Consider the following 19,157-nt stretch of genomic DNA (forward strand, 5'->3'; position numbering starts at 1 on the left):
TCCTGATGTTGGTGCGTTCGCCCTGCTGCTGGTAAGCCCGCTGAGCGCACAACCCGACCTTCCCACCAAGCCCGTTCGGATCGTCGTTCCGGCCCCTGCGGGCGGGGCCGTTGATGGGTTTGCTCTGATTCTTGCCGACTACTTGGCCGTGCGTTGGAAATAGCCCGTGGTCGTCGAGTCTCGTCCGGTGCGGCCAGCAACATCGGCTTCATGGCCGTGAAGAGCAGTACGCCCGATGGCCACACCTTGCTGGCGGCGAAGTAGCCCCCTTTCCTATTCACTCGATCACAATTCAACTGCTGTCGACAAGTAGTCAGAGTCTTGAAAATCACACCAACCTGATTGCTCCTCATAGCCGGCTTATCCCAGCCGCCCTTTCAATCGCGCCCAGCATTTCAAGCAATTTCTCACCAAGCGAGCGGTGGAGTTGTACTCGCTGCTCCTTTGAATCTACATCGGACAATACAGCGCAATTGAAGACCACGATCTCCGCACCGACAGATATCCGGTGCAAGGGTACGGCGACGGAAAGTCGACTCTTCCTCAAGTGCCCTTCGCTCGAGCAATATCCCCTGCTGCGAAATTCTCGCAGGGCGCTTTCGATTCTGTGACCGTCAGTTGCGTACGTTGATGGATACTTCACTCGCAGCACATTGACTGCTTCTGCGCGCTCCGTCGGAGTGGCTGATGCCAACCAAGCGTTGCCCATTGCACTTGTCAGCAGTGGAATCGCCATGCCACGATCTATCACTGGAGGTGGTCCGTCGATGCCACGCATCGCATCCACATATAGCATGTCCGCGCCTTGTCGAATGCCAATGCCAACCATACCGCCGACCTCAAGGGCCAACTGACGCATAAAGGGGCGGGCTAGCTGTCGCACCGTCATGCTTGCCAACAAAGAATAGCTCAGCGTCAGCGTTGCGGGGCCAAGGCGGTATTTTCGCCGCTTCCGATCATGGTGTAAGTACCCCAGACGCGTGAGCGTGAATGTAAGCCTTGCGACAGTCGCCTTATCGATCCCAGTCAATGCGACGAGGTCCCCGTTCCCCATGCTTCCATCGCCAGAGCCGAAGCACTGGAGCAACTCGACACCGCGCGCCAGAGTAGTGGCGAATTGCTTGTCTTTAAGTTTGTTCGTCACTGTTTTGACTTTCCGCGAGCAACGCATCCATTGCGGCGTCAATCCGGTGTCCGAGAGCGAGGAGCCCTGGACCGATACGCCGCTCCAGCAGCCCGGGCTTCAAAATGGTTGCGGGAATTCCGCAGTTGAGTACAACGGATTCTCCATCGACCCTCGTGCGGAGTGGCACGGCAACAGCATGAATGCTCTCGTGGAGGTCGCCATGGGAAATGCAGAAGCCGCGCGATGCGCAGCTTGCCAGGGCCTCTTGCAACGCAGGGCGGTAGCGCTTCCAGTCGCGCGGTTGTAGCCGTTTGAGTTCACGCAACGCTTGCGCGTGCGTCGCACGGGGCTGGGCCGAAAGCCAGGCACGACCCATCGCTGTTCTCAACAGTGGAAGTGTGGCACCGACGTCGGGGCGAAACTCAAGTCCTTCGAAGGCGCGGTAGTTTTCAACGTAGATCATGCTGTCGCGGCTGCGCATTCCCAGGGATACCGAAACGTTCTGTTGATGCGCAAACGCCTGCATGAGTGGCAAAGCGACGTGCTGGATCTTTAGCCTCGCCAGGAACGGGTAGGCCACGGACAAAGCCGCCGAACCAATGCGGTACTGCTGCACTTCCGTATCGAACCGCAGCAACCTCAGTTCAGTCAATGTGTATGTCAGGCGCGTGATCGTGCTTCGGGACAGCCCTGTCTTTTTTGCCAGCGCGGCATTGCTCAAGGCCGGCTCCGCAGCAGTGAAAGCAGCAAGAACAGACATGCCATTCGCAAGACTCGTCGCATACATCTGATGACGCGGCTCCTCGATGAATGCCATGGAATCTCCTCAATAATCGGCATCAATTTAACATAGCAACACAGTTCCAGTGCGCACCTGGGATGCAACTTAGAGTTCCTTCATTCCAGTTCAGACACAAAGGACCTAGAGAATGCTTCGGAACGCGCACCTCCATCGACACCATATGGCGGCTCTCCCCGCCTCGGCTCGTACGTTCACGACGAGGGGCAACACCGTAGCCTGTTCGTCGAATGCACGGGCAACGCAATGAGTGATGGTCCGCTCAAGGGGCTGCGGGTCCTCGACATCGCCACGATCATCGCGGGCCCATCCGCGGCCTCGCTGCTGGCTGACTACGGCGCGGATGTCGTCAAGCTGGAGTTGCCCGCTGGCGACGGCGCGCGGGCGTTTCCGCCGTTCAAAGAGGGTAAGCCTTTGTGGTGGAAGGTGATCAATCGCAACAAGAAGTTCATCACATTGGATTTGCGCAAACCGGAAGGCGTGGCCGTTTTCAGGCGACTGCTGCCGAAGTTCGATGTGTTGGTGGAGAACTTCCGCCCGGGCACTCTGGACACTTGGGGGCTCGACCGCGACACGCTGTGGTCGATCCAACCGCGACTGGTGATCCTGAGGGTCACGGGCTTCGGTCAGACCGGACCATATCGTCAACGTCCTGGCTTCGCCCGGATTTTTGAGGCAATGGGCGGTCTCGCCTACATCAGCGGAGAGGCGAACAAAGAACCCATGCATGCGGGCTACCCCATCGGTGATTCCATCGGCGGCCTGTTTGGCGCGGTGGGAATCCTCGCCGCACTGTGGAAGCGGGCCAACGACCCACAGGCGCCGGGCGAAGAGATTGATTTGTCGCTGACCGAATCGGTGTTGAAACTGCTTGAAGTGTTGGCGATTCGGTATGACCAGTTGGGCGAAGTTCACGAGCGGTCGGGCAACGTCAATCAATACTCGTCACCGGCCGGCGTTTTCCGCACGGCGGACGCCCACTGGGTAACGCTGGCGGGAAGCACCGATGCCTTGTTCGCGAACAACTGCAGAGCGATCGGACGACCTGAACTGCTTGAGCATCAAGACTTTCGCCGCAATCCCGACCGCGTTCAGAACGCTGAGAAGGTGAACGCCATCTTTGCGGAATGGTTCGCTGCGCACACCCTGGAACACATCCTGTCGGCCTTCCATGCCGCCCACGGCACCGTGGCCCCCATCTATTCGGTGGACCAGATCTTCGCCGACCCTCAAGTTCAGGCCAGGGAATTCCTGCGGCGGGTGCCCGATGAGGATTTCGGTCACGTTCGCATGCAGGACGTGGTTCCCCGGTTCACCCGCGACCCTTGTCATGTGACCTCGACCGCCATGGCATTGGGGCGCCACAACGAGGACGTGTACAGCGATCTCGGAATCACAGGTCAAGAGCTGGCGGCGCTCAGGGCTGCGGGCGTCGTCTAGCGACGCCTCACCGGTGGCATGACCAGCCTAAAAGGCCTAGCGAAACTTACCACGACTATTGGAGATACAACATGATCGCGCACTCGACCACTCATTTGTTCGCCCACCGCCGGCCATTCGCTCGCATGCTGCTGCTCGCGCTGATGGCGTCTACTGTGGGCGCGGTTGGAGCGCAGGGCTTTCCGGAGCGACCGGTTCGGCTCATCGTCGGCCAGCAGGCAGGCGCCAGCACCGACACGGTGGCGCGCCTGATTGGCCAGCGGTTGTCCGAACGACTGGGCCAGCCTTTCATCGTGGAAAACAAACCCGGGGCCGTTACCCGCGTTGCCATGGACGCAGCGATCAAGGCAGCGCCTGACGGACACACCCTTGGAATCGCCAATGCGGTCGCCGCAGCGTTCCCCCTCGTGCTGGACAACTACTCCTTCTTGCCGGGGAAAGACTTCGCTCCGATCAGCATGCTGGGCAGGGCACCGTCTTTTCTCGCAGTGCGCAGCAGCCTGCCTGTCAGCAACGTAGCCGAATTCATTCGATACGCCAAGGCGAACAACGACAAGATGGTGCTGGGCCATGGTGGAATTGGCAGCAATCCGCACATTTCGGCGGTGGCCTTGGCAGGCTCTATCGGCATCTCTCCTGTACAGGTCGTCTACAAGGGAAACGCACCAACCGCCGTCGCCCTCGGCGTTGGCGAAATCGACTTCGCCATGCTTGACTACGCCTCAGTGAGAGGCATGGTCGAGCGTGGCAGCGTGCGTCTGCTGGCTGTTTCCGAACCGCGCCGCTTCAGTTCGCAGCCGAACGTGCCCACAGGCGCCGAGGCAGGGCTCACGCCGGACATCGAAGGTCTCACCGTGTGGTTCATGCTCGTGGCAGCACCTGCGACGCCAGGTCCGGTGCTGGAAACGCTGAACCGTCATGTGAGGGAGGTGTTGTCTTTGCCTGACGTCAAGGAGCGGCTGCTGGCCATGGGCATCGAAGCCGAGCCCACCACTGCAGCGGAGGCCGCGACCTTCCTGCTCGGGCAACGTGAGAAGCTCACAAGACTCACTCGTCAACTGAATATCTCGCTAAAGAACTGAAGCAGTTTCGTACACAAGATGGAAACCATCCAATTCAGGCAATCGCAGTTGACTTGGCACGAAGGCGTTGCAGAGTTTTCTCACAACAACGGCACGGCGCGCAACGCGATGTCAGAAGCGCTTCGGCGCGATTACGCGGACATGATTGACGTCGTGCGGGAACAGCGCCAGGCTCGCGTTCTGATCCTCACCGGCTCAGACGGTAGTTTCTGCGCTGGCGGCGACATTCGGGCCATGCAGGAGCGACTCGCGAGTGACGACCCCGAGTTCAACTCGCCCGACGCCACCCGTCGTCGGATTGAGGCGGCTCACGCTTGGCTGGTGCGTTTGCGCGAACTCGACATACCAGTCTTGGCCGCCGTCGATGGGCCAGCGTACGGTGCCGGGTTTTGTCTGGCACTTCAGGCCGACCTCATCGTCGCGTCGACACGGGCGAGCTTCTGCATGTCGTTCGCGAAGGTCGGCTGCCTGCCGGACTTCGGCGCTTTCCACAGCCTACCCCGCTGGATTGGACTTGCGCGTGCCAAGGAGCTCATGTTGACAGCGCGGCGGCTGGGCGTTGCCGAAGCTGCAGCGATCGGCCTGGTTCATTCGGTTCACGAGCCTGATGCGCTACTGCCGCAAGCGCGCGCATTCGCCGCCCGATTGGCAAAGGGCCCGCGTGAAGCACTGGCGCTAACCCGAAAACTCTTGAACCAGAGCTTCGACACCGACTATCACAAGCTCGCGGCACTAGAGTCATCTGCTCAGGCGGTGTGCATGGCCACGACCTACCACGCCGAGTCGGTGGCGCGATTCGTGGCTGGTCAGCCGCCCCTGTTTGATTGGGACCGTCCGGCCCAAGCCGCGTTTCTCGACAACACCACCTCATGATGGACACCGACAATCTAGACCTCTTTCGGCAGCAAGTGCGTAGCTTCGTGCGCGCCCATCTGCCACCGGACATCCGCGATGCGGTGAAGTGCGGCCAGCCGCTCTCGCACGATCGAACTTTGGCCTGGCACGACATTCTCGCCGCCCACGGCCTGCTCGTGCCACATTGGCCGCTGGCCTCGGGTGGCCGGGGCTGGAGCGTGCCGCAGCAGCTCGCATTCGACGAGGAGATGTGCCTCCACGACGCACCCGAACTCAACCAGGTCACTTTCGACATGATCGGGCCGGTGCTGATCCGCTTCGGCAGCGAGGCGCAGCGCGGGCGCTTTCTTCCCGCGATCGCAAGCGGTCGGCAATGGTGGTGCCAAGGTTATTCGGAGCCAAATGCGGGCTCCGATCTCGCCGCTCTCGCCACGCGCGCAGTGCGCCGCGGCGATGACTACGTGGTCAGCGGCTCCAAGATATGGACCACTTACGCGCAGTACGCCGACTGGATGTTCTGCCTGGTGCGCAGCGCCGCGGAGACACGACCGCAAGACGGCATCTCCTTTCTGTTGATTGACATGAAGTCCCCCGGTATCACGGTACGCCCGATCGTCGGTATCCATGGCTGGGTTGTCTTCAACGAGGTGTTCCTCGACGAGGTCGTGGTGCCCGCGGAGAACCTGGTTGGTGAACCGAATCGCGGCTGGGGCATCGCCAAATCGCTGCTCGAGTTTGAGCGCCTGAAGCTCGCCCGCATTGGCGAGAACAAGCGCCGCATGGCTCGAGCCCGCCAAGCCGGCCTCTTGCGCACCGAGCACGGCGTCCGCATGGCCGACCGGCCTTGGTTCAGGCAGCGCTTCGCCGAGCTCGAGTGCCGGCTGCTGGCGCTTGAGGCAAATGCCGCTCGCTTTATCGCGCGAGCGCAGGCCGGCCATCCGATCGGCGCTGAGGTATCGATGTTGAAGATGAGCGGCAGCCGGCTGATTCAGGACTGGGAGGCGCTGACCGTGGACACGCTGGGCATCGACACCCTGCCGGTCGACCCGCTTGCGGGAACTGCGAGCGGTATCGCAGGCACCGCGTCGTCGCGTCGGTTCCTCTCGCGCGGTTACACAATCGCCGGCGGTTCGAGCGAAATTCAGCACAACATCCTTGCCAAGCAGGTGCTCGGACTATGAACACAGCGATTCTCGAAGAAGAAAGACAGCAGTTGGTCGACAGCGTGCGGCGCTATGTCGAACGCGGCTACGGTGATGCTATGCGGCGCGCATCCGAGAGCCATCCCGACGGCTGCGATCCGGAACGCTGGCGCGAGTTCGCCGATCTGGGCTGGCTGGCGCTGCCCTTGAGCGAAGACGACGGAGGTCTCGGCGGCTCGCTAGCCGACACCTGCGGGGTCGCCGAAGAACTGGGCCGCGGCTGCGTGGTGGAGCCCTACGGGGCGTGCGCCGTGTCGGCAGCGCAGCTGTTGGCCGATACCGCCTCTCCGGCGCTGCGCGCGCGCTGGCTGCCCGGTCTTGCCGACGGTTCATTGCGACTGGCCTTCGCGCCTTGGGAGCCAGGCTGCGGTTTCGACCCCTGCATCGTCGATGCGCGGGCAAATGAAGCCGCGGCGGGCTTCACCATTCAGGGGCGGAAGTCTATGGTGCCAGGGGGCTGCGGTGTCGATGCGTACCTGCTGTCAGCCCGTCTCGACGACGGCATGATGGCGGGCTTGTTCCTGGTCGACGCTCAAGCGACGGGGCTGCAGGCCACGGCTCGCACGCTGTACGATGGCCGGCGCGCGGTTGAGCTCTACTTGCAGGACACGCCCGCGTTAGCGCTTGTTGCGACAGCACCAGTTATCGAGCTAAACCGCTGGCTGCGACGCGCCCAGGACCGTGCCGCCCTTGTACATTGTGCCGAGACCATCGGAACGATGCAGCGCGCTTTCGAACTCACGCTCGACTACCTGCGCACCCGCATCCAATTCGGCCGTCCGATCGCCACCAACCAAGTGGTGCAGCACCGCTTGGTCAACCTCTACGTGGAAATTGAGGAAGCACGCGCCCTGACGCGTGCGGCCGCCGATGCGCAATCGCGCCCGGCCGATGCGACGCGCTACAGCGCGGCCGCCAAGGCCCGCGTCTCGCGGGCCGCGAAGCTGGTGTGGGAAGAGTCGGTGCAGCTGCACGGCGCGATTGGAATGACGGACGAATGCGCGCTGGCGCCGTTTGTGAAGCGCTTGGCCGTATCCACCACGTTGTATGGCAGCACCGACCACCAGCTCGAGCGCCTGGCAGTTTTGTCGCTGGGCGCAGCGGCCGAAACGGCCTGAAAGGCCAGCTTCGAGCCCTCCTACCCAGAAAGAACCGAAGCCAAGGCTCTCGCCGTTTTCCCGCAGATTACATCACTTGATTCAAGCTTTCCCGTGCGAGCGACTCCCCTCAAATCCGAAACTATTTTCGAAGGAGCAAAGGTATGTTGAAAATTACAGACAGCATCCGCAGTCGGCGGAGCATTTTGCACGCCGCGTCCATTGCCGCAGCAGCTCTGATTTTGCCTACACCCGCCAAAAGCGATTCAACCCGTGGCTTGGTGAAATTGATTGTGGGTCATCCTCCGGGTGGATCTGCGGATGCAGTTGCTCGCGCAACGTCAGTCGGCCTTAGCAATGCGTTGCAACAATCTGTTGTTGTTGAAAATAGACCTGGCGGTCAACTAGCTATTTCCGTTCAGGCACTCACAACGGCGCCGCCAGATGGGCGAACTCTGATGTATCTGCACAACGGCTACTTGGCCATGCAGGCATCGCAGAAACAATTTGATATTGAAAATCAAACAAGCCCTATTATTGCAACAATCAAGACGCCCATCGTCATTCTTGTTAGAGGCGACTCTCGATTTAGTTCTTTGCAAAGTCTATTTTCTTATGCGCAAGGAAATCCGGGAAAATTGACCTACTCCACGTTTGGACATGGAAGCATTGAACATTTGAAGATGGCACAAATCGAGAGGGCTGCCGGATTCAAGGGATTGGCAGTCCCCTACAAGGGCGGGCCCGATGCAGTCAGAGCATTGATGTCAGGCGAAGTGGATGTCATGATAGGGCCAGCAATTTTTTCGAAAAACTTTTCCACCAAGCTAAAAACGCTGGCCATTCTCGAAAAAGAACGTTGGAATGAACTGCCAGATGTGCCCACATTCGCGGAGACCGGAGTACAGGTCCCACCCTTGGCTTATTGGGGCGGATGGGTTGCCCCGGCAGGTACAGCTCCGAACGTAGTCACTCAACTTTTTGAAGCGCTGACCGCCGCCACCCAATCGAAGAATGTGGTCGAGCAATTGCACGCAACGGCCCACGAATCAAAATTGAGCAGTTCTTCGGAGGATTTCAAAGCACTCATCAGGGACGATCTGCGATGGATGAGAGAAGCCGCCAAAGCCAACGGGATAGCGGGCTGACTGCACCAGGAGTTACCTCATGAAGGCCGCTATTCTGGAAAAGTTTAACTCACCGCTCATTGTCGCCGACGTAAAACTTGGCGACCCCGGTCCTTACGAGGTACGAGTGCGAACCGCAGCCGTGGGAGTCTGTCACTCCGATCTTCATCTGTATGAAGGGCTTCGACCCGATCTACCACTGCCGGCAGTCCTGGGCCATGAGGTTTCAGGAATCGTTGAACAAGTCGGCTCAGGGGTGACCGACCTGCAACGTGGAGATCACGTGGTCGGCACGCTTTCGTCATTTTGTGGTACGTGCCCCCAATGCATCAAGGGGAGGTTGGTCTTATGCCAAGACACTGATGTGAAGCAGCCACCGGGAAAAGCAAACCGCCTGACGCGCGTCGGCCAGCGTATCAGCCAGGTCTACAACCTGTCTGGGTTCGCGGAAGAAATTTTGATCCATCGAAGTGCCGTAATAAAGATTCGGCGCGATATGCCCTTGGACCGTGCCGCCTTGATAGGGTGTGCAGTTCTAACCGGTGCTTCCGCCGTATTCCGCACCGCAGGAGTCACGCCCGGTTCAACGGTGGCCGTGGTCGGCTGCGGCGCTATCGGATTAGCTGCTATCAATGGCGCCAAGATCGCTGGTGCAACTCAAATCGTCGCCGTGGACAAATTGCCACACAAACTGAAATTGGCACAAAAATTTGGTGCCACCCATGTGGTGGATGCGGGTGCCAACGATGTTGTTGCTGTGGTGAAGGAACTCACCTCGGGCGGCGTCGACTATGCGTTTGAATGCGTTGGGCTGTCGTTGACCGTCGAGCAATGTTGGCGCATGTCAGCACCCGGAGGCATAGTCACCGTGCTCGGTTTGTTCGGAAACTTCGATCGAATTTCTCTCGATGGCATCGAGTTACTGGCGGAAAAGCAACTTAGAGGATCGCTCTTGGGGTCCGCAAAAACGCCAGTAGATGTCCCCCATCTCGTCGAGCTTTATATGCAAGGCAGACTTAACCTTGACGATTTGATTTCACAGCGAATCGAGCTGCACGACATCAACGATGCACTTTCGGCACTCAAGCGGGGTGAAGTTGCTCGAAGCGTCATTGTTTTTGATTAGGTCTGCCCATCGACCCATAAGCACCTCCAGTCGCAAGAGCACGATCAGCTAACACCATGAAAACCCGTATCACTGAACTTCTCGACATCCGGTACCCCATTCTCCAGGGAGGAATGATGTGGGTGGGGCGCGCCGCCTTGGCATCTGCGGTTTCGAACGCAGGAGGTCTCGGCACGCTCACGGCACTGACCCAGCCGTCACCCAATGCACTTAGGGAAGAGATCGAGCGCTGCCGGTCCATGACCGAGGCGCCATTCGCCGTCAACCTCACGATCCTTCCGTCAGCCTCTCCCCCGCGCTACCTAGACTATGCGCGAGCGATCATCGACAGCGGCGTCGAGATCGTCGAGACCGCCGGCAACCATCCTGCCGAGATCACCGCATTGTTCCAGGCCAGCGGCCTGAAGATCATCCACAAATGCACGTCGGTACGTCACGCGCTCAGCGCCCAGAAGCGCGGCGTGGCTGCCGTGAGCATCGACGGCTTTGAATGCGCCGGTCACCCCGGCGAAGACGACATCCCGGGACTCGTCCTGATCCCCGCGGCCGTGTCGCAGCTCACGATCCCCGTGATCGCGTCGGGTGGCATCGCCGACGGGCGCGGTATGGCTGCCGCAATGGCGCTCGGTGCCGAGGGCATCAACATGGGCACCCGCTTCATGCTGACCCGAGAGGCACCGCTGCATGAAGAGGTGAAGCTCGCGATGACCCGCGCCAGTGAACAGGACACCGCCCTCATCTTTCGAACCTTGCGCAATACAGCGCGCGTATACGACAACAGCATCGCCAAAGAAGTTATTGCGCTTGAGCGCCGCCCCGGTGGCACTGAATTTGAAGAAATCAGACATCTGGTCTCCGGCGCCCGCGGACGGCAGGCGCTAGAGACGGGACGGTTGGATGACGGCTTGGTCTGGGCGGGCCTGTGCATCGGCCTCATTGATGACATACCTAGTTGCGGCGAGTTGATCAACCGGATGGTGGACGAGTGCCGAGTAAGCCTGGCGCGCGCGACAACGATGGTCAGCCAAGCAGACGCCAAGAAGATCGCAAAGATAGGTGATTTCACCGTTGACTCAACTTCTTAGCGCATGCGAATTCCTGTCTTATGTCGAGACTGCAACGAATGAAGATTGATGGCTTGACCAGCAAACGCATTCAGGAAATTGGAGGAGATGAGGTCTTTGACCGCCAGCCACCCGATGATCCGGAACGTCCAGAGATGCGGCGCCCAGCGCCATCTCGACAACGTCGCCCTTGTATGCGGAGCGGCGCGCCGCACATGCTTTCATACCCAATGAGATCCACGATACCGAAGCTGAGGGCGTACGACTGGCGGTTAGCGTAGCCACGCGCAACGAACAAGACGCAAACCCAATCCCTCCTTCGCCTAGGCCTCCGATTCACGCCCATGAGCATCCACGACATAACACTCACAGCCAACAACGGCGTCGGTCTGCTGACGCTAAACCGCCCCGCTTCCCTCAACAGCCTTAGCTTAGAGTCGATCAAAGCGCTGCTCGCACAGCTGCAGGCCATCGCCACCGATCCGACTGTGCGTGCGCTCGTCATTACGGGCGCCGGACGTGGATTCTGCGCGGGTTGGCAGCTGGATATCGACGGAGTACCTGGCTTGCCCGATGAAACTCTCGGGGTTCGGCAAGCTCACTTAATGGCCGAGTACTTCAACCCGGTCATCGCAGCTTTTCACGCTCTTCCGATCCCCACGGTGGCCGCAGTCAATGGGGTCAGCGCGGGCGCAGGAGTGAGCATTGCACTAGCTGCCGACATTGTGATTGCCGCCACGTCAGCTTCCTTCGTTCTAACCTTCTCACCCAGGCTGGGGTTGCTGCCGGATCTCGGCGCCACTTGGAAACTGCCGCGATTGGTCGGATGGGCGCGGGCGCAGGCAGTGACGATGCTTGGCGACCGAATTCACGCCGAGGAGGCGGTGCGATGGGGAATGATCTGGCGAAGTGTTCCAGACGCGGAACTGCTCGACGAAGCAATGGCTGTCGCCGCACGATTGTCGAAGTCTCCTCCTGGCGTCTGCAGGGAAGTACGCCACGCTTACGAGGCCGCCCAAACGCAGGACTTGGCCTCGCAGATGGAATATGAGCGACTACATCAGCGCGTTCTACTCGACACACCATCGTTTGGTGAAGGTGTTCGCGCCTTCGAGCTGAAACGCGATCCTGACTTTTACCGGGGTACCGAGTGAACTATGAGACGCTGTCTTGGAGTATTTCCGACGCCATCCTCACGCTGACGCTGAACCGACCCGCCCGATTGAACGCTTTCACGGTGTTGATGGCCGATGAACTTGTGCACGCATTCAACAGGGCCAGCGAAGACGACACGGTGCGAGTCATCGTGGTCACCGGTGCGGGGCGTGCATTCTGCGCGGGTATGGACCTCGGAGAAAGTGGCAATGCATTCGGACTCAACGAGTCGCTTGAGCCGACAATGGAAGATATGGACGAGCGTTTAGAAGATCCAGATATCGTAAGCGGCGTGCGCGACACTGGCGGGCGAGTCACACTGGCGATCTTCGAATGCTCTAAGCCAGTGATTGCCGCGGTCAACGGCGCCGCCATTGGCGTAGGTGCGACGTTGACGCTTGCGATGGATATCCGGCTCGCTTCCGAAAACGCGCGCTTCGGCTTCGTCTTCGGGAAGATCGGCATCGTCCCAGATGCCTGCTCGAGTTGGTTTCTGCCAAAGATCGTTGGGCTGGCGAAAGCGCTGAAATGGACTTACTCTGCCGAGATCTTGAATGCGGAAACCGCCCTTCGCGACGGTTTGGTTGAAGAAGTGCTGCAAGCGGACAAGTTGCTTCCGCGGGCTTATGAGCTAGCGCGGACTTTGGCGAATGAACGCTCGGCCGCATCTACCGCCCTGATACGCCAGATGCTGTACCGCAATTCCGGCCTACCGCACCCCCTGCATGCCCACAAGGTCGAATCGCTTGCCATGTTCCATGTGAGCACGCGCGACGGGAAGGAAGGGGTTGCGGCTTTCAACGCCAAGCGACCTGCCCAATTCAGTGAATCAGCCTCCTCCGTGAAAGACTTCCGCAGGTGGTGGCGCTGAACGCGTGAATGCATCCAAACTCTAGACATTTCCTCAGCATTCGGCGCTGCATGCGGTGTTGCCTGACTGCCAGGCTCGACGATAGTCAAGATAAGTGACATAAATCTGTCTTCGACGCTCCAGTTGCAGATCATCCAGCAAACATCCGCACGTGAGAAGTGTCGGTTTCCCTTCAATCTGTCACTTTTTATCTTTCAATTGGCACGATGACCCTTTCAATGTGTCACCAGGCCGTGGCTGTACTCGATTCGCTCATGCATCGGCCTCATCAGGCTCTTCCTCTGCAGGCAGCTTGAAGACCCCTGCCCTTGCCGCCCGATCGAGCAGTTCGAGGCTGATGGATTCGGTCCTCTCTCGGATCGCCAACTCAGCCGCCTGGGCCAGCAAGGTCGTCATCCGGCCCGTGAGTCCCCCGCTGAACGCCATCAGTTTCTGAATCATCTCTTTGTCACCGAACGCGGATGGCCTGTGCAGAGGGAGGAGGCGACCAAAGCTCACGACAAATTCACGGAGCCTTGCACTCTCACGCCATCTGCGCTCACACAACAGAAGTTGTAACTCATCGACGATGCCGCGGCACGGGCAAACTCAACAGCCTGGATAGGTTACAGATCGGATTTCCGACAAGAGATGTTGTAACGCAATCAGCATTTCAACTACTCTTGTAAATCCGCCTGCAGCGGTTTCAGCCGAGGGCCCACATGCCCAGACGTGCTCGCATTGGTTCAGAGGACTGGCCTGGCCATGTCGCCGTGCCGGATCAAGTACGTCCAGAACATTGGCTGTTGAATTCCACTGATCTCTGACCCGAGATTTCCATCGAATACTGACCCACCCGCTTTGTGAGCAAAGTAGCTCACGGTGTGGATAAGTGCTTCGTTTTCTCCTTTTCAGATCTAGGGCTCGCAGAGCTGTTTTTGAACCGATAGCTGTGTGGAGCTGCAGCAAAGTGCGCCGCTGTTTGCGCGACTTTGTTGCCTCGATCGACAGCCAGGTGGAGAGTTTTTCAGCGTAAGGATCGAGCTTGCTGGAGCTCGCACGCTTGGCGTAACGGGGCTCTTCATCGCCCGCCCGCAGGTACTTCTTAACGGTGTTGCGAGCCAGGCCTGTACGCCTGGAGATCTCGCGGATGGACATCTGCTCGCGCAGTGCCCAGCGTCTTATGACACTCAGTGTCGCCACGTCTATCACTCCTGAAATCTCCTGCTGCTAAAAGCAGCAGGATAGGGTTCTCACGTGGGTCAGCTTTCAATGGAAATTGATGCTCTAACTGGGTCAGTTTTCAGTGGAAGACAACAGCGTTGGCAATGCGTTCACATCCTTAGATTTTTCCTATGCGGCGTGCCACTTTGTGTATTGGCCGCGGTGGCTGCGGGGCCACTTCTTGCCTGCGGATACTCGCCCCTCAACTTCACAGGCCGCATCGCCTTGATCGCAATGGGCCTCACACCGCCGCCTCCTCCACGGCCACCTTGACCGTAAGCTGTGCCGGAGCGCGTAGTCGAATGCCCCATGGCCATGGCGACTTCGACCCTGCTCCATCCCGCAGCGACCAAGTCGGCCTTGAACTGATGACGAGCGCTATAGGGAGATAGCCTCCCGCGCTCCTTCCTTTCAGGAAATGCCCTCGCGCAGGCTCTAGCAACACGCTTGGCATAGGTGTTCACCAGACCAAGGTTGCACTTGCGCGAGTCGAGCGTGTGGCCTACTTTCAGCATGCGCGCCAACATCAGGGTGACGCCGTCTGCCGCAGGAAGCCTCAAGCAGCGAGAGGGCTGTCCCACGTATTCATCGCACTTTGCCCCTTTGACGCGCGCCACCATCGTGCCGTCACGCCGTAGTCTGACCTGGACGCCGTTTTCAAGCTCCTGTGGGCGACATCCTGTCACACATTGAAGTAGGAAGAGCAACCTGAGGTCCCCGACCATTGCACCTGCAACACGCTCGCGCCAATCATCTTTGGCAGTTCGAATGCTGAAGGACTTGCTCTTCTTCGCATACCGCTTGGCCTTGCCGTCTGACTTGAACCGCTCTGGGGCTTCGGGTGGCACCTCCCGCAGCGCCACGGAGAGGGCGTCGAGCCTCGACACCAATTTAACCCCTGCTCGTTCGAAGGTTTTCGAATGGCTCCTTGCCTTGACATCACGTTGCCAAAATTCCAGCTTCGACTTCGTCGCGGAAGTTTCGTCTTCGAGATAGCGCTGCACGCCAGCCTTGAACGTGTACCACGAGTTGTAGTTTCCAGACCTCTCCTCAACGAGATCCCAGACACTCACATTCACGGTCTGTGCTTCGGCGAAGACTGCGGCCGCTCGCGTCTCCATACGTGCCACGGTCGAAGGACTCGCCCTCTTCGCACGAGGCAGAAGCTCCTCATCGCTATAGCGATTCAGCGCAACGAGACGCTGATCAGGGCTGGCACTGGGAAGTACCGTGCGTTCCGCTACTCTGCGTCGGTGCATTCTGAGCAGCTCGCTCGTCGCTTCTTGGATGAGCAAAGCATGCTGCACAACGTCCATGTCTATTCTCGGCTGGGAAGTCGATGGGGTGGCCTCGTTGCACGCACGACTGGAACAGGCGGGAATAGGACGAAACAGATGCGATCCCACAACCCCACCCCCTTGTAGAGTTCGACTCTGGCCTCGCCGATGCGGGCAAGTGACTCCCGTTCGAATCGCTCCAGCTCCGACCGAAAGGCCTGCAGCCGCTCGATTTCATCCAGTGCCTGGCCGCGGCTTGCTTCGGCCTTCATCGCACCCTTTTCGAGCCGATTTGCAGATTGATTCAATCCTTCGGCGCGATCTGCCAAATTCTCATAGATCCTCTTAGCGGTTTCGTCTGCCCGCAAGAGGTTTCGTTCACCCGCAGAATGAATCGCAAGAATGGCGCTCGTCAACCCGCCGGCAAGGTGCTCGGCAGTCGCCCTCAACTCGGCGTTGATGGCCTGAAAGGCTGACTTCTGCTGATGCAGGAGGGACTGAAGACTTCTCAGCCCTTCCTCTCTCGCCTCGCAACTTTCTTTCACCAGTCGCTCTGCCGATGCCTCGATTCGCGTTGCACTATCAGCAAAGCGTTGGGCGCGAGCGATGTACTCGGCGAGGATATGAACGTTGTCGTATCGGAGGTCGGATGGGCGGACCCCTTTGTATAAATCGTTCGGTTCTACCATGCACACCTCGCGCTTCAAGCCGCAGACAGACTTGCCAAGGGCGACGAGGCCCAAACCTGCTTAAACTGCTCAGCGAGCCGGCGAGCACGCTCGCGCAAGAGGAAAGCTTGCGTAAGCCGATAGCGTTGATCGCCATCGGTCTCGACCGCAAACGCCGCATCGTAGTCGGTGTCATCGGCGGCGAGTTGAATCACAGAACGATCGTCTGCGTTGAAGACGTCGAACTTTGGCTCCTGCGGGATGGCAACGCGACAGAAGTGAAAACCAATCTTTTTCGAAGCAAGATCCAGCTTTTTAAAGCTGTCGAGTCCGTCTTCGGGAGACTCGATATTGTTGGGCAACACCACGATTCGAGCGGGGTCAACACCGAGGTTGTCGATGAGGTCAACAATCGTGGAAAGCGAGTCGTTCATGACCCCGGCGCTGTCGGTGCAAGGGATAACCCAGCAATGGATCCGACCAGCGATGGCGCCAATCGCCCGAAGCTCTTTCATGACCGCCTGGTAGTTTGAGTTGCCAACGTCAATGCAGAGGCTCTTAGTCGCACCGACCACGGCCTCGGCGACGAACTCGAACTTTCGACCTGCGACCTTTGCCTTTGCTCCCTGCCCGGAGTCATTGAAGGTTTCGACCTGAATCCAGTCCGCACCAAGAAGTGGAGCGACAAGGTGCTTGGAGATGGTGGACTTACCGACCTTCCCGGCTTTGTTAATGACGATGACTGAGAATTTGTCTTTGATGATCATGTTGGTCTCGGAGGTTAGGGTGATTGCATTTGCGCTAGCCATTTGTGACTAGGACATCGTCGGGTTCTGGCTGCGTTCGGATACAGATACTTCGGTCATGAACTCGCGGACGTCAGTCCTTTTTTTGATCGTGGTCTCGATTGCAGACTTCGGCTCGTGCACCAGTTGGTTCGACAACGGGCGGGGAGGGTCGAGACCTTGTTTCCTCTCCGACGGCCGTGCGGCCTGGTTAACATTGCTCTCCTGAAACGGTCCACCGAACCCCGTGTTCGCGAAGACGGCATTCAACTTTTTCAATTTTTCGATGCGAGCCTTCACCCACAGGTGAACAGCCTGGCGAGTGATCGTCACCCCTCTCGGAGGCTCGGCGAGCCAGTTCACGATGTCCTGCATGGATTTGCCCTCGCGGGTCATGATCAGGACCTCTCTGGCGTAGGGCTCCAACACCCTGCCCTTGGGGCCAGGCTTCGACCTTGCGGCCGCGTGTGTAGCAATGTTGTCCAACACTTCGCGCCCTCCCCGCTCAACCTGCCGGCTTGGCAATACGCACGCGCCGCCTGTCGTAGACCTGGCGCACCATTCGCTCGCTGCTGTGCATGGTCGCGTCGACCACATCGCGGTCACCTCGAGCCATCTTGTCACTGACGCCTTTGGGGCGGCAGTCCTGCAGAGAGAACTTCGTGAACGCGACCTTGCGCTTCTCAGCCTCCTTCATGCACTCGGCCATGAGCTTCGCAAGGGTCGCCTTCCAGCCGCCTTTTGTGTATTGCTGCCCGCTCAAGTTTCCGAAGACGTACCAGGTGCCAGCAACTTCACGGCGCTCGATGGCAAGCGCTTCGTCCATGGTGGACTTGAGTTCCGGGCTCCATTCGATGACACCCACTTTCATCGCCTCGCCGCGCTGCCTTTTCGCGGCTTGCCACTCGATGCCGTCTTCTCGAATCTGAGGGCGCGTCAACCCGCGTACCTCGACCGAACGCCGGACACAGAGAAACGCCGTCTTAAGCGCCAACGCGACGATGTGCTGAGGGCCACCCATGCGCCGGCCGACCTCGACCGCGAGACCAAGCTCGCTATCGGTCACATACCTATCGCCCTTCTGGGTTGCCAGTTTCTCCACATTGGCGAACGGATTCGCCTCGATGCGTCGCGTGCGCACGGCGTATTCGAAGATGACACGGCCTAGCGCAATTTCCTTGTTTCCTTTTTCGGCGCGTGGACGAGGCTTCCCTTGCTTGTCGCGAGCAAGCAAGCACGCATCTAGGTAGTCATACGCCTCACCCTTCTTAATGTCAGCGACGCGCCACGCTCCCCAGGCCTTGCACAGCATGGCGGCTTCTCGCTTGTTCTCCTTGAGCGTGCTCTCTGCCCGCTTCTGGGCGGCCAGCGTCGGAAGTCTCTCTTGCCACGTGAACCATGCGTCGCACAGCGCCTGAAAGCTATCGTCTGAAGGCTTTCCGAGGCGAATAGCCGCACACCGGCTGATCGCCTCACTGCGCAGGTCGTGGATGCGCGCCTTGTCGGCAATGTCGCAGTGCAACCGGAATTCCCAGCTGCCATTCGGATTCTTGTAGCCAATGGAGTAACGAAGCTTGCCTCGCCTCTCATAGACGCGGAATGGCAGGCCATCTGGTCGGTCCCTGCGGCGAATCACAGCAGACCCGCCGTCATGAACGAGTAATTGGCCTTCCTCTTGCGCTCTGGCTGAATGCCGGATAACCGCGCGTCGCGATACGCGCGCAAAACTTTCGGGATGTCGCCACGGCGTGCAGGCGGCTCATAAACCCAACCTCGCGCCTCGAGCCAAGCGCACATGCGCTTTGGTTGCAGCGTGCCTGTGAGGGCACCGAGCTCTTCTCGGGACATGAGCGCGCCGACGTGGTCGTATCCGGCCTGATCGACAAAAAGCCCTGATTTAACGTTACATAAACCATAATCTGCCGTTGCATATCTTGAGTGTCGCATAGATGTTCACTTGATCTTCTCTATGTGAAATAGCATACTGACGACCATGGATCGCCACAAGTTTTAAGTTTTAATTTAAAAAATTAACGTTATACAAAGGACATTTATGGCTAGAACAGTGAGCTGGCTTGCCGCGGAACGCACGGCAATGATCGGAATCTTTAAGGAAATGGAGCGCAACTCTTCATACACGCGTGACGGAGCAACCCGTGGAGACTTGAGCCTTATGCTCGCGCGCCTCTCACAGGAAGCGGCTGGCAAAGACGGGCGGGCACGCTCGCTTTCAGCAATGCGTCAAGCGTGGTGGAGATGGACTACCGATGGGCCAAATGC

Annotated in this window: 19 protein-coding genes and 1 pseudogene; 10 read left to right on the top strand and 10 right to left on the bottom strand. The window is 59.0% G+C overall.

The genetic code is table 11. From position 1 onward, the window contains the following. Positions 1 to 349 precede the first annotated feature (349 nt). Together ABSY19_RS05765 and ABSY19_RS05770 are read right to left on the bottom strand one after the other, a co-directional pair. Entirely contained in the window at positions 350 to 1,144 is a 795-nt protein-coding gene (locus tag ABSY19_RS05765) for an IclR family transcriptional regulator (protein WP_382159999.1), read from the bottom strand. Next, complete coding sequence (locus tag ABSY19_RS05770) at positions 1,128 to 1,943, bottom strand: IclR family transcriptional regulator (RefSeq protein WP_382160002.1); 816 nt, start codon at positions 1,941 to 1,943, stop codon at positions 1,128 to 1,130. Before ABSY19_RS05770 ends, ABSY19_RS05765 begins: the two co-directional genes overlap by 17 nt. Before the next feature lie 228 nt (positions 1,944 to 2,171). Here ABSY19_RS05770 and ABSY19_RS05775 point away from each other — a divergent pair, with 228 nt between their 5' ends. From ABSY19_RS05775 to ABSY19_RS05820, 10 genes are all read left to right on the top strand, one after another. After that, a complete protein-coding gene (locus tag ABSY19_RS05775; RefSeq protein ID WP_382160005.1) occupies positions 2,172 to 3,365 on the top strand; it encodes a CaiB/BaiF CoA transferase family protein in 1,194 nt (397 codons plus the stop codon). Between the two features lie 71 nt (positions 3,366 to 3,436). After that, a complete protein-coding gene (locus ABSY19_RS05780; protein WP_382160008.1) occupies positions 3,437 to 4,447 on the top strand; it encodes a Bug family tripartite tricarboxylate transporter substrate binding protein in 1,011 nt (336 codons plus the stop codon). A gap of 18 nt (positions 4,448 to 4,465) precedes the next feature. Then, entirely contained in the window at positions 4,466 to 5,320 is an 855-nt protein-coding gene (locus tag ABSY19_RS05785; protein ID WP_382160010.1) for an enoyl-CoA hydratase/isomerase family protein, read from the top strand. Next, the gene (locus ABSY19_RS05790) at positions 5,317 to 6,483 is read left to right on the top strand and encodes an acyl-CoA dehydrogenase family protein (RefSeq protein WP_382160013.1); all 1,167 of its coding nucleotides are present in this window, start codon (positions 5,317 to 5,319) and stop codon (positions 6,481 to 6,483) included. The genes ABSY19_RS05785 and ABSY19_RS05790 overlap by 4 nt, the downstream gene beginning before the upstream one ends. Then, entirely contained in the window at positions 6,480 to 7,622 is a 1,143-nt protein-coding gene (locus ABSY19_RS05795; protein WP_382160015.1) for an acyl-CoA dehydrogenase family protein, read from the top strand. The genes ABSY19_RS05790 and ABSY19_RS05795 overlap by 4 nt, the downstream gene beginning before the upstream one ends. Before the next feature lie 143 nt (positions 7,623 to 7,765). Further along, positions 7,766 to 8,749 carry a tripartite tricarboxylate transporter substrate binding protein gene (locus tag ABSY19_RS05800; protein ID WP_382160018.1) on the top strand — a complete coding sequence of 328 codons (984 nt, stop codon included), beginning with the start codon at positions 7,766 to 7,768 and terminating at the stop codon, positions 8,747 to 8,749. A 19-nt stretch (positions 8,750 to 8,768) separates the two neighbouring features. Beyond that, positions 8,769 to 9,854, top strand: coding sequence for a Zn-dependent alcohol dehydrogenase (locus ABSY19_RS05805; RefSeq protein WP_382160022.1), 1,086 nt, complete (start codon positions 8,769 to 8,771; stop codon positions 9,852 to 9,854). Positions 9,855 to 9,910: 56 nt separating this feature from the next. Then, positions 9,911 to 10,939: an NAD(P)H-dependent flavin oxidoreductase gene (locus ABSY19_RS05810; protein ID WP_382160026.1), complete on the top strand. Its 1,029-nt coding sequence runs from the start codon at positions 9,911 to 9,913 to the stop codon at positions 10,937 to 10,939. A gap of 323 nt (positions 10,940 to 11,262) precedes the next feature. Beyond that, positions 11,263 to 12,072: an enoyl-CoA hydratase-related protein gene (locus ABSY19_RS05815; protein ID WP_382160028.1), complete on the top strand. Its 810-nt coding sequence runs from the start codon at positions 11,263 to 11,265 to the stop codon at positions 12,070 to 12,072. Next, positions 12,069 to 12,944: a crotonase/enoyl-CoA hydratase family protein gene (locus ABSY19_RS05820; RefSeq protein WP_382160032.1), complete on the top strand. Its 876-nt coding sequence runs from the start codon at positions 12,069 to 12,071 to the stop codon at positions 12,942 to 12,944. The genes ABSY19_RS05815 and ABSY19_RS05820 overlap by 4 nt, the downstream gene beginning before the upstream one ends. A 252-nt stretch (positions 12,945 to 13,196) precedes the next feature. Here the strand turns inward: ABSY19_RS05820 and ABSY19_RS05825 are convergent, their stop codons facing one another. The 8 genes and pseudogenes from ABSY19_RS05825 to ABSY19_RS05860 form a co-directional block, all read right to left on the bottom strand. Further along, complete coding sequence (locus tag ABSY19_RS05825; protein WP_382160036.1) at positions 13,197 to 13,385, bottom strand: hypothetical protein; 189 nt, start codon at positions 13,383 to 13,385, stop codon at positions 13,197 to 13,199. 492 nt (positions 13,386 to 13,877) lie between these two features. Continuing rightward, positions 13,878 to 14,135, bottom strand: a pseudogene (locus tag ABSY19_RS05830) (IS21 family transposase); the annotation flags it as partial. Positions 14,136 to 14,257: 122 nt separating this feature from the next. Continuing rightward, complete coding sequence (locus ABSY19_RS05835; protein WP_382160039.1) at positions 14,258 to 15,463, bottom strand: hypothetical protein; 1,206 nt, start codon at positions 15,461 to 15,463, stop codon at positions 14,258 to 14,260. Between the two features lie 2 nt (positions 15,464 to 15,465). Beyond that, entirely contained in the window at positions 15,466 to 16,113 is a 648-nt protein-coding gene (locus ABSY19_RS05840) for a hypothetical protein (RefSeq protein ID WP_382160042.1), read from the bottom strand. Positions 16,114 to 16,127: 14 nt separating this feature from the next. Beyond that, on the bottom strand, positions 16,128 to 16,859 hold the full coding sequence (locus ABSY19_RS05845; protein WP_382160045.1) for a hypothetical protein: 732 nt from the start codon (positions 16,857 to 16,859) through the stop codon (positions 16,128 to 16,130). 48 nt (positions 16,860 to 16,907) lie between these two features. Further along, entirely contained in the window at positions 16,908 to 17,273 is a 366-nt protein-coding gene (locus tag ABSY19_RS05850; RefSeq protein ID WP_382160048.1) for a hypothetical protein, read from the bottom strand. A gap of 109 nt (positions 17,274 to 17,382) precedes the next feature. Further along, a complete protein-coding gene (locus ABSY19_RS05855) occupies positions 17,383 to 18,513 on the bottom strand; it encodes a hypothetical protein (protein WP_382160050.1) in 1,131 nt (376 codons plus the stop codon). Continuing rightward, positions 18,510 to 18,725 (bottom strand): DUF4224 domain-containing protein, encoded by a 216-nt coding sequence (locus tag ABSY19_RS05860; RefSeq protein WP_382160053.1) that lies wholly within the window; start codon positions 18,723 to 18,725, stop codon positions 18,510 to 18,512. The genes ABSY19_RS05855 and ABSY19_RS05860 overlap by 4 nt, the downstream gene beginning before the upstream one ends. Positions 18,726 to 19,157: the final 432 nt, after the last annotated feature.

This window comes from Hydrogenophaga sp. ANAO-22 (assembly GCF_042466645.1).
GTDB lineage: Bacteria > Pseudomonadota > Gammaproteobacteria > Burkholderiales > Burkholderiaceae_C > Hydrogenophaga.

What these genes read in the sequence shown, in the direction of transcription:
- ABSY19_RS05850 (WP_382160048.1), bottom strand. Translation starts at nt 17,273, where the DNA reads ATGACCCGCGAGGGCAAATCCATGCAGGACATCGTGAACTGGCTCGCC.
- ABSY19_RS05845 (WP_382160045.1), bottom strand. Translation starts at nt 16,859, where the DNA reads ATGATCATCAAAGACAAATTCTCAGTCATCGTCATTAACAAAGCCGGG.
- ABSY19_RS05800 (WP_382160018.1), top strand. Translation starts at nt 7,766, where the DNA reads ATGTTGAAAATTACAGACAGCATCCGCAGTCGGCGGAGCATTTTGCAC.
- ABSY19_RS05810 (WP_382160026.1), top strand. Translation starts at nt 9,911, where the DNA reads ATGAAAACCCGTATCACTGAACTTCTCGACATCCGGTACCCCATTCTC.
- ABSY19_RS05815 (WP_382160028.1), top strand. Translation starts at nt 11,263, where the DNA reads ATGAGCATCCACGACATAACACTCACAGCCAACAACGGCGTCGGTCTG.
- ABSY19_RS05785 (WP_382160010.1), top strand. Translation starts at nt 4,466, where the DNA reads ATGGAAACCATCCAATTCAGGCAATCGCAGTTGACTTGGCACGAAGGC.
- ABSY19_RS05770 (WP_382160002.1), bottom strand. Translation starts at nt 1,943, where the DNA reads ATGGCATTCATCGAGGAGCCGCGTCATCAGATGTATGCGACGAGTCTT.
- ABSY19_RS05835 (WP_382160039.1), bottom strand. Translation starts at nt 15,463, where the DNA reads ATGGACGTTGTGCAGCATGCTTTGCTCATCCAAGAAGCGACGAGCGAG.
- ABSY19_RS05840 (WP_382160042.1), bottom strand. Translation starts at nt 16,113, where the DNA reads ATGGTAGAACCGAACGATTTATACAAAGGGGTCCGCCCATCCGACCTC.
- ABSY19_RS05825 (WP_382160036.1), bottom strand. Translation starts at nt 13,385, where the DNA reads ATGATTCAGAAACTGATGGCGTTCAGCGGGGGACTCACGGGCCGGATG.
- ABSY19_RS05780 (WP_382160008.1), top strand. Translation starts at nt 3,437, where the DNA reads ATGATCGCGCACTCGACCACTCATTTGTTCGCCCACCGCCGGCCATTC.
- ABSY19_RS05860 (WP_382160053.1), bottom strand. Translation starts at nt 18,725, where the DNA reads ATGTCCCGAGAAGAGCTCGGTGCCCTCACAGGCACGCTGCAACCAAAG.
- ABSY19_RS05775 (WP_382160005.1), top strand. Translation starts at nt 2,172, where the DNA reads ATGAGTGATGGTCCGCTCAAGGGGCTGCGGGTCCTCGACATCGCCACG.
- ABSY19_RS05790 (WP_382160013.1), top strand. Translation starts at nt 5,317, where the DNA reads ATGATGGACACCGACAATCTAGACCTCTTTCGGCAGCAAGTGCGTAGC.
- ABSY19_RS05795 (WP_382160015.1), top strand. Translation starts at nt 6,480, where the DNA reads ATGAACACAGCGATTCTCGAAGAAGAAAGACAGCAGTTGGTCGACAGC.
- ABSY19_RS05805 (WP_382160022.1), top strand. Translation starts at nt 8,769, where the DNA reads ATGAAGGCCGCTATTCTGGAAAAGTTTAACTCACCGCTCATTGTCGCC.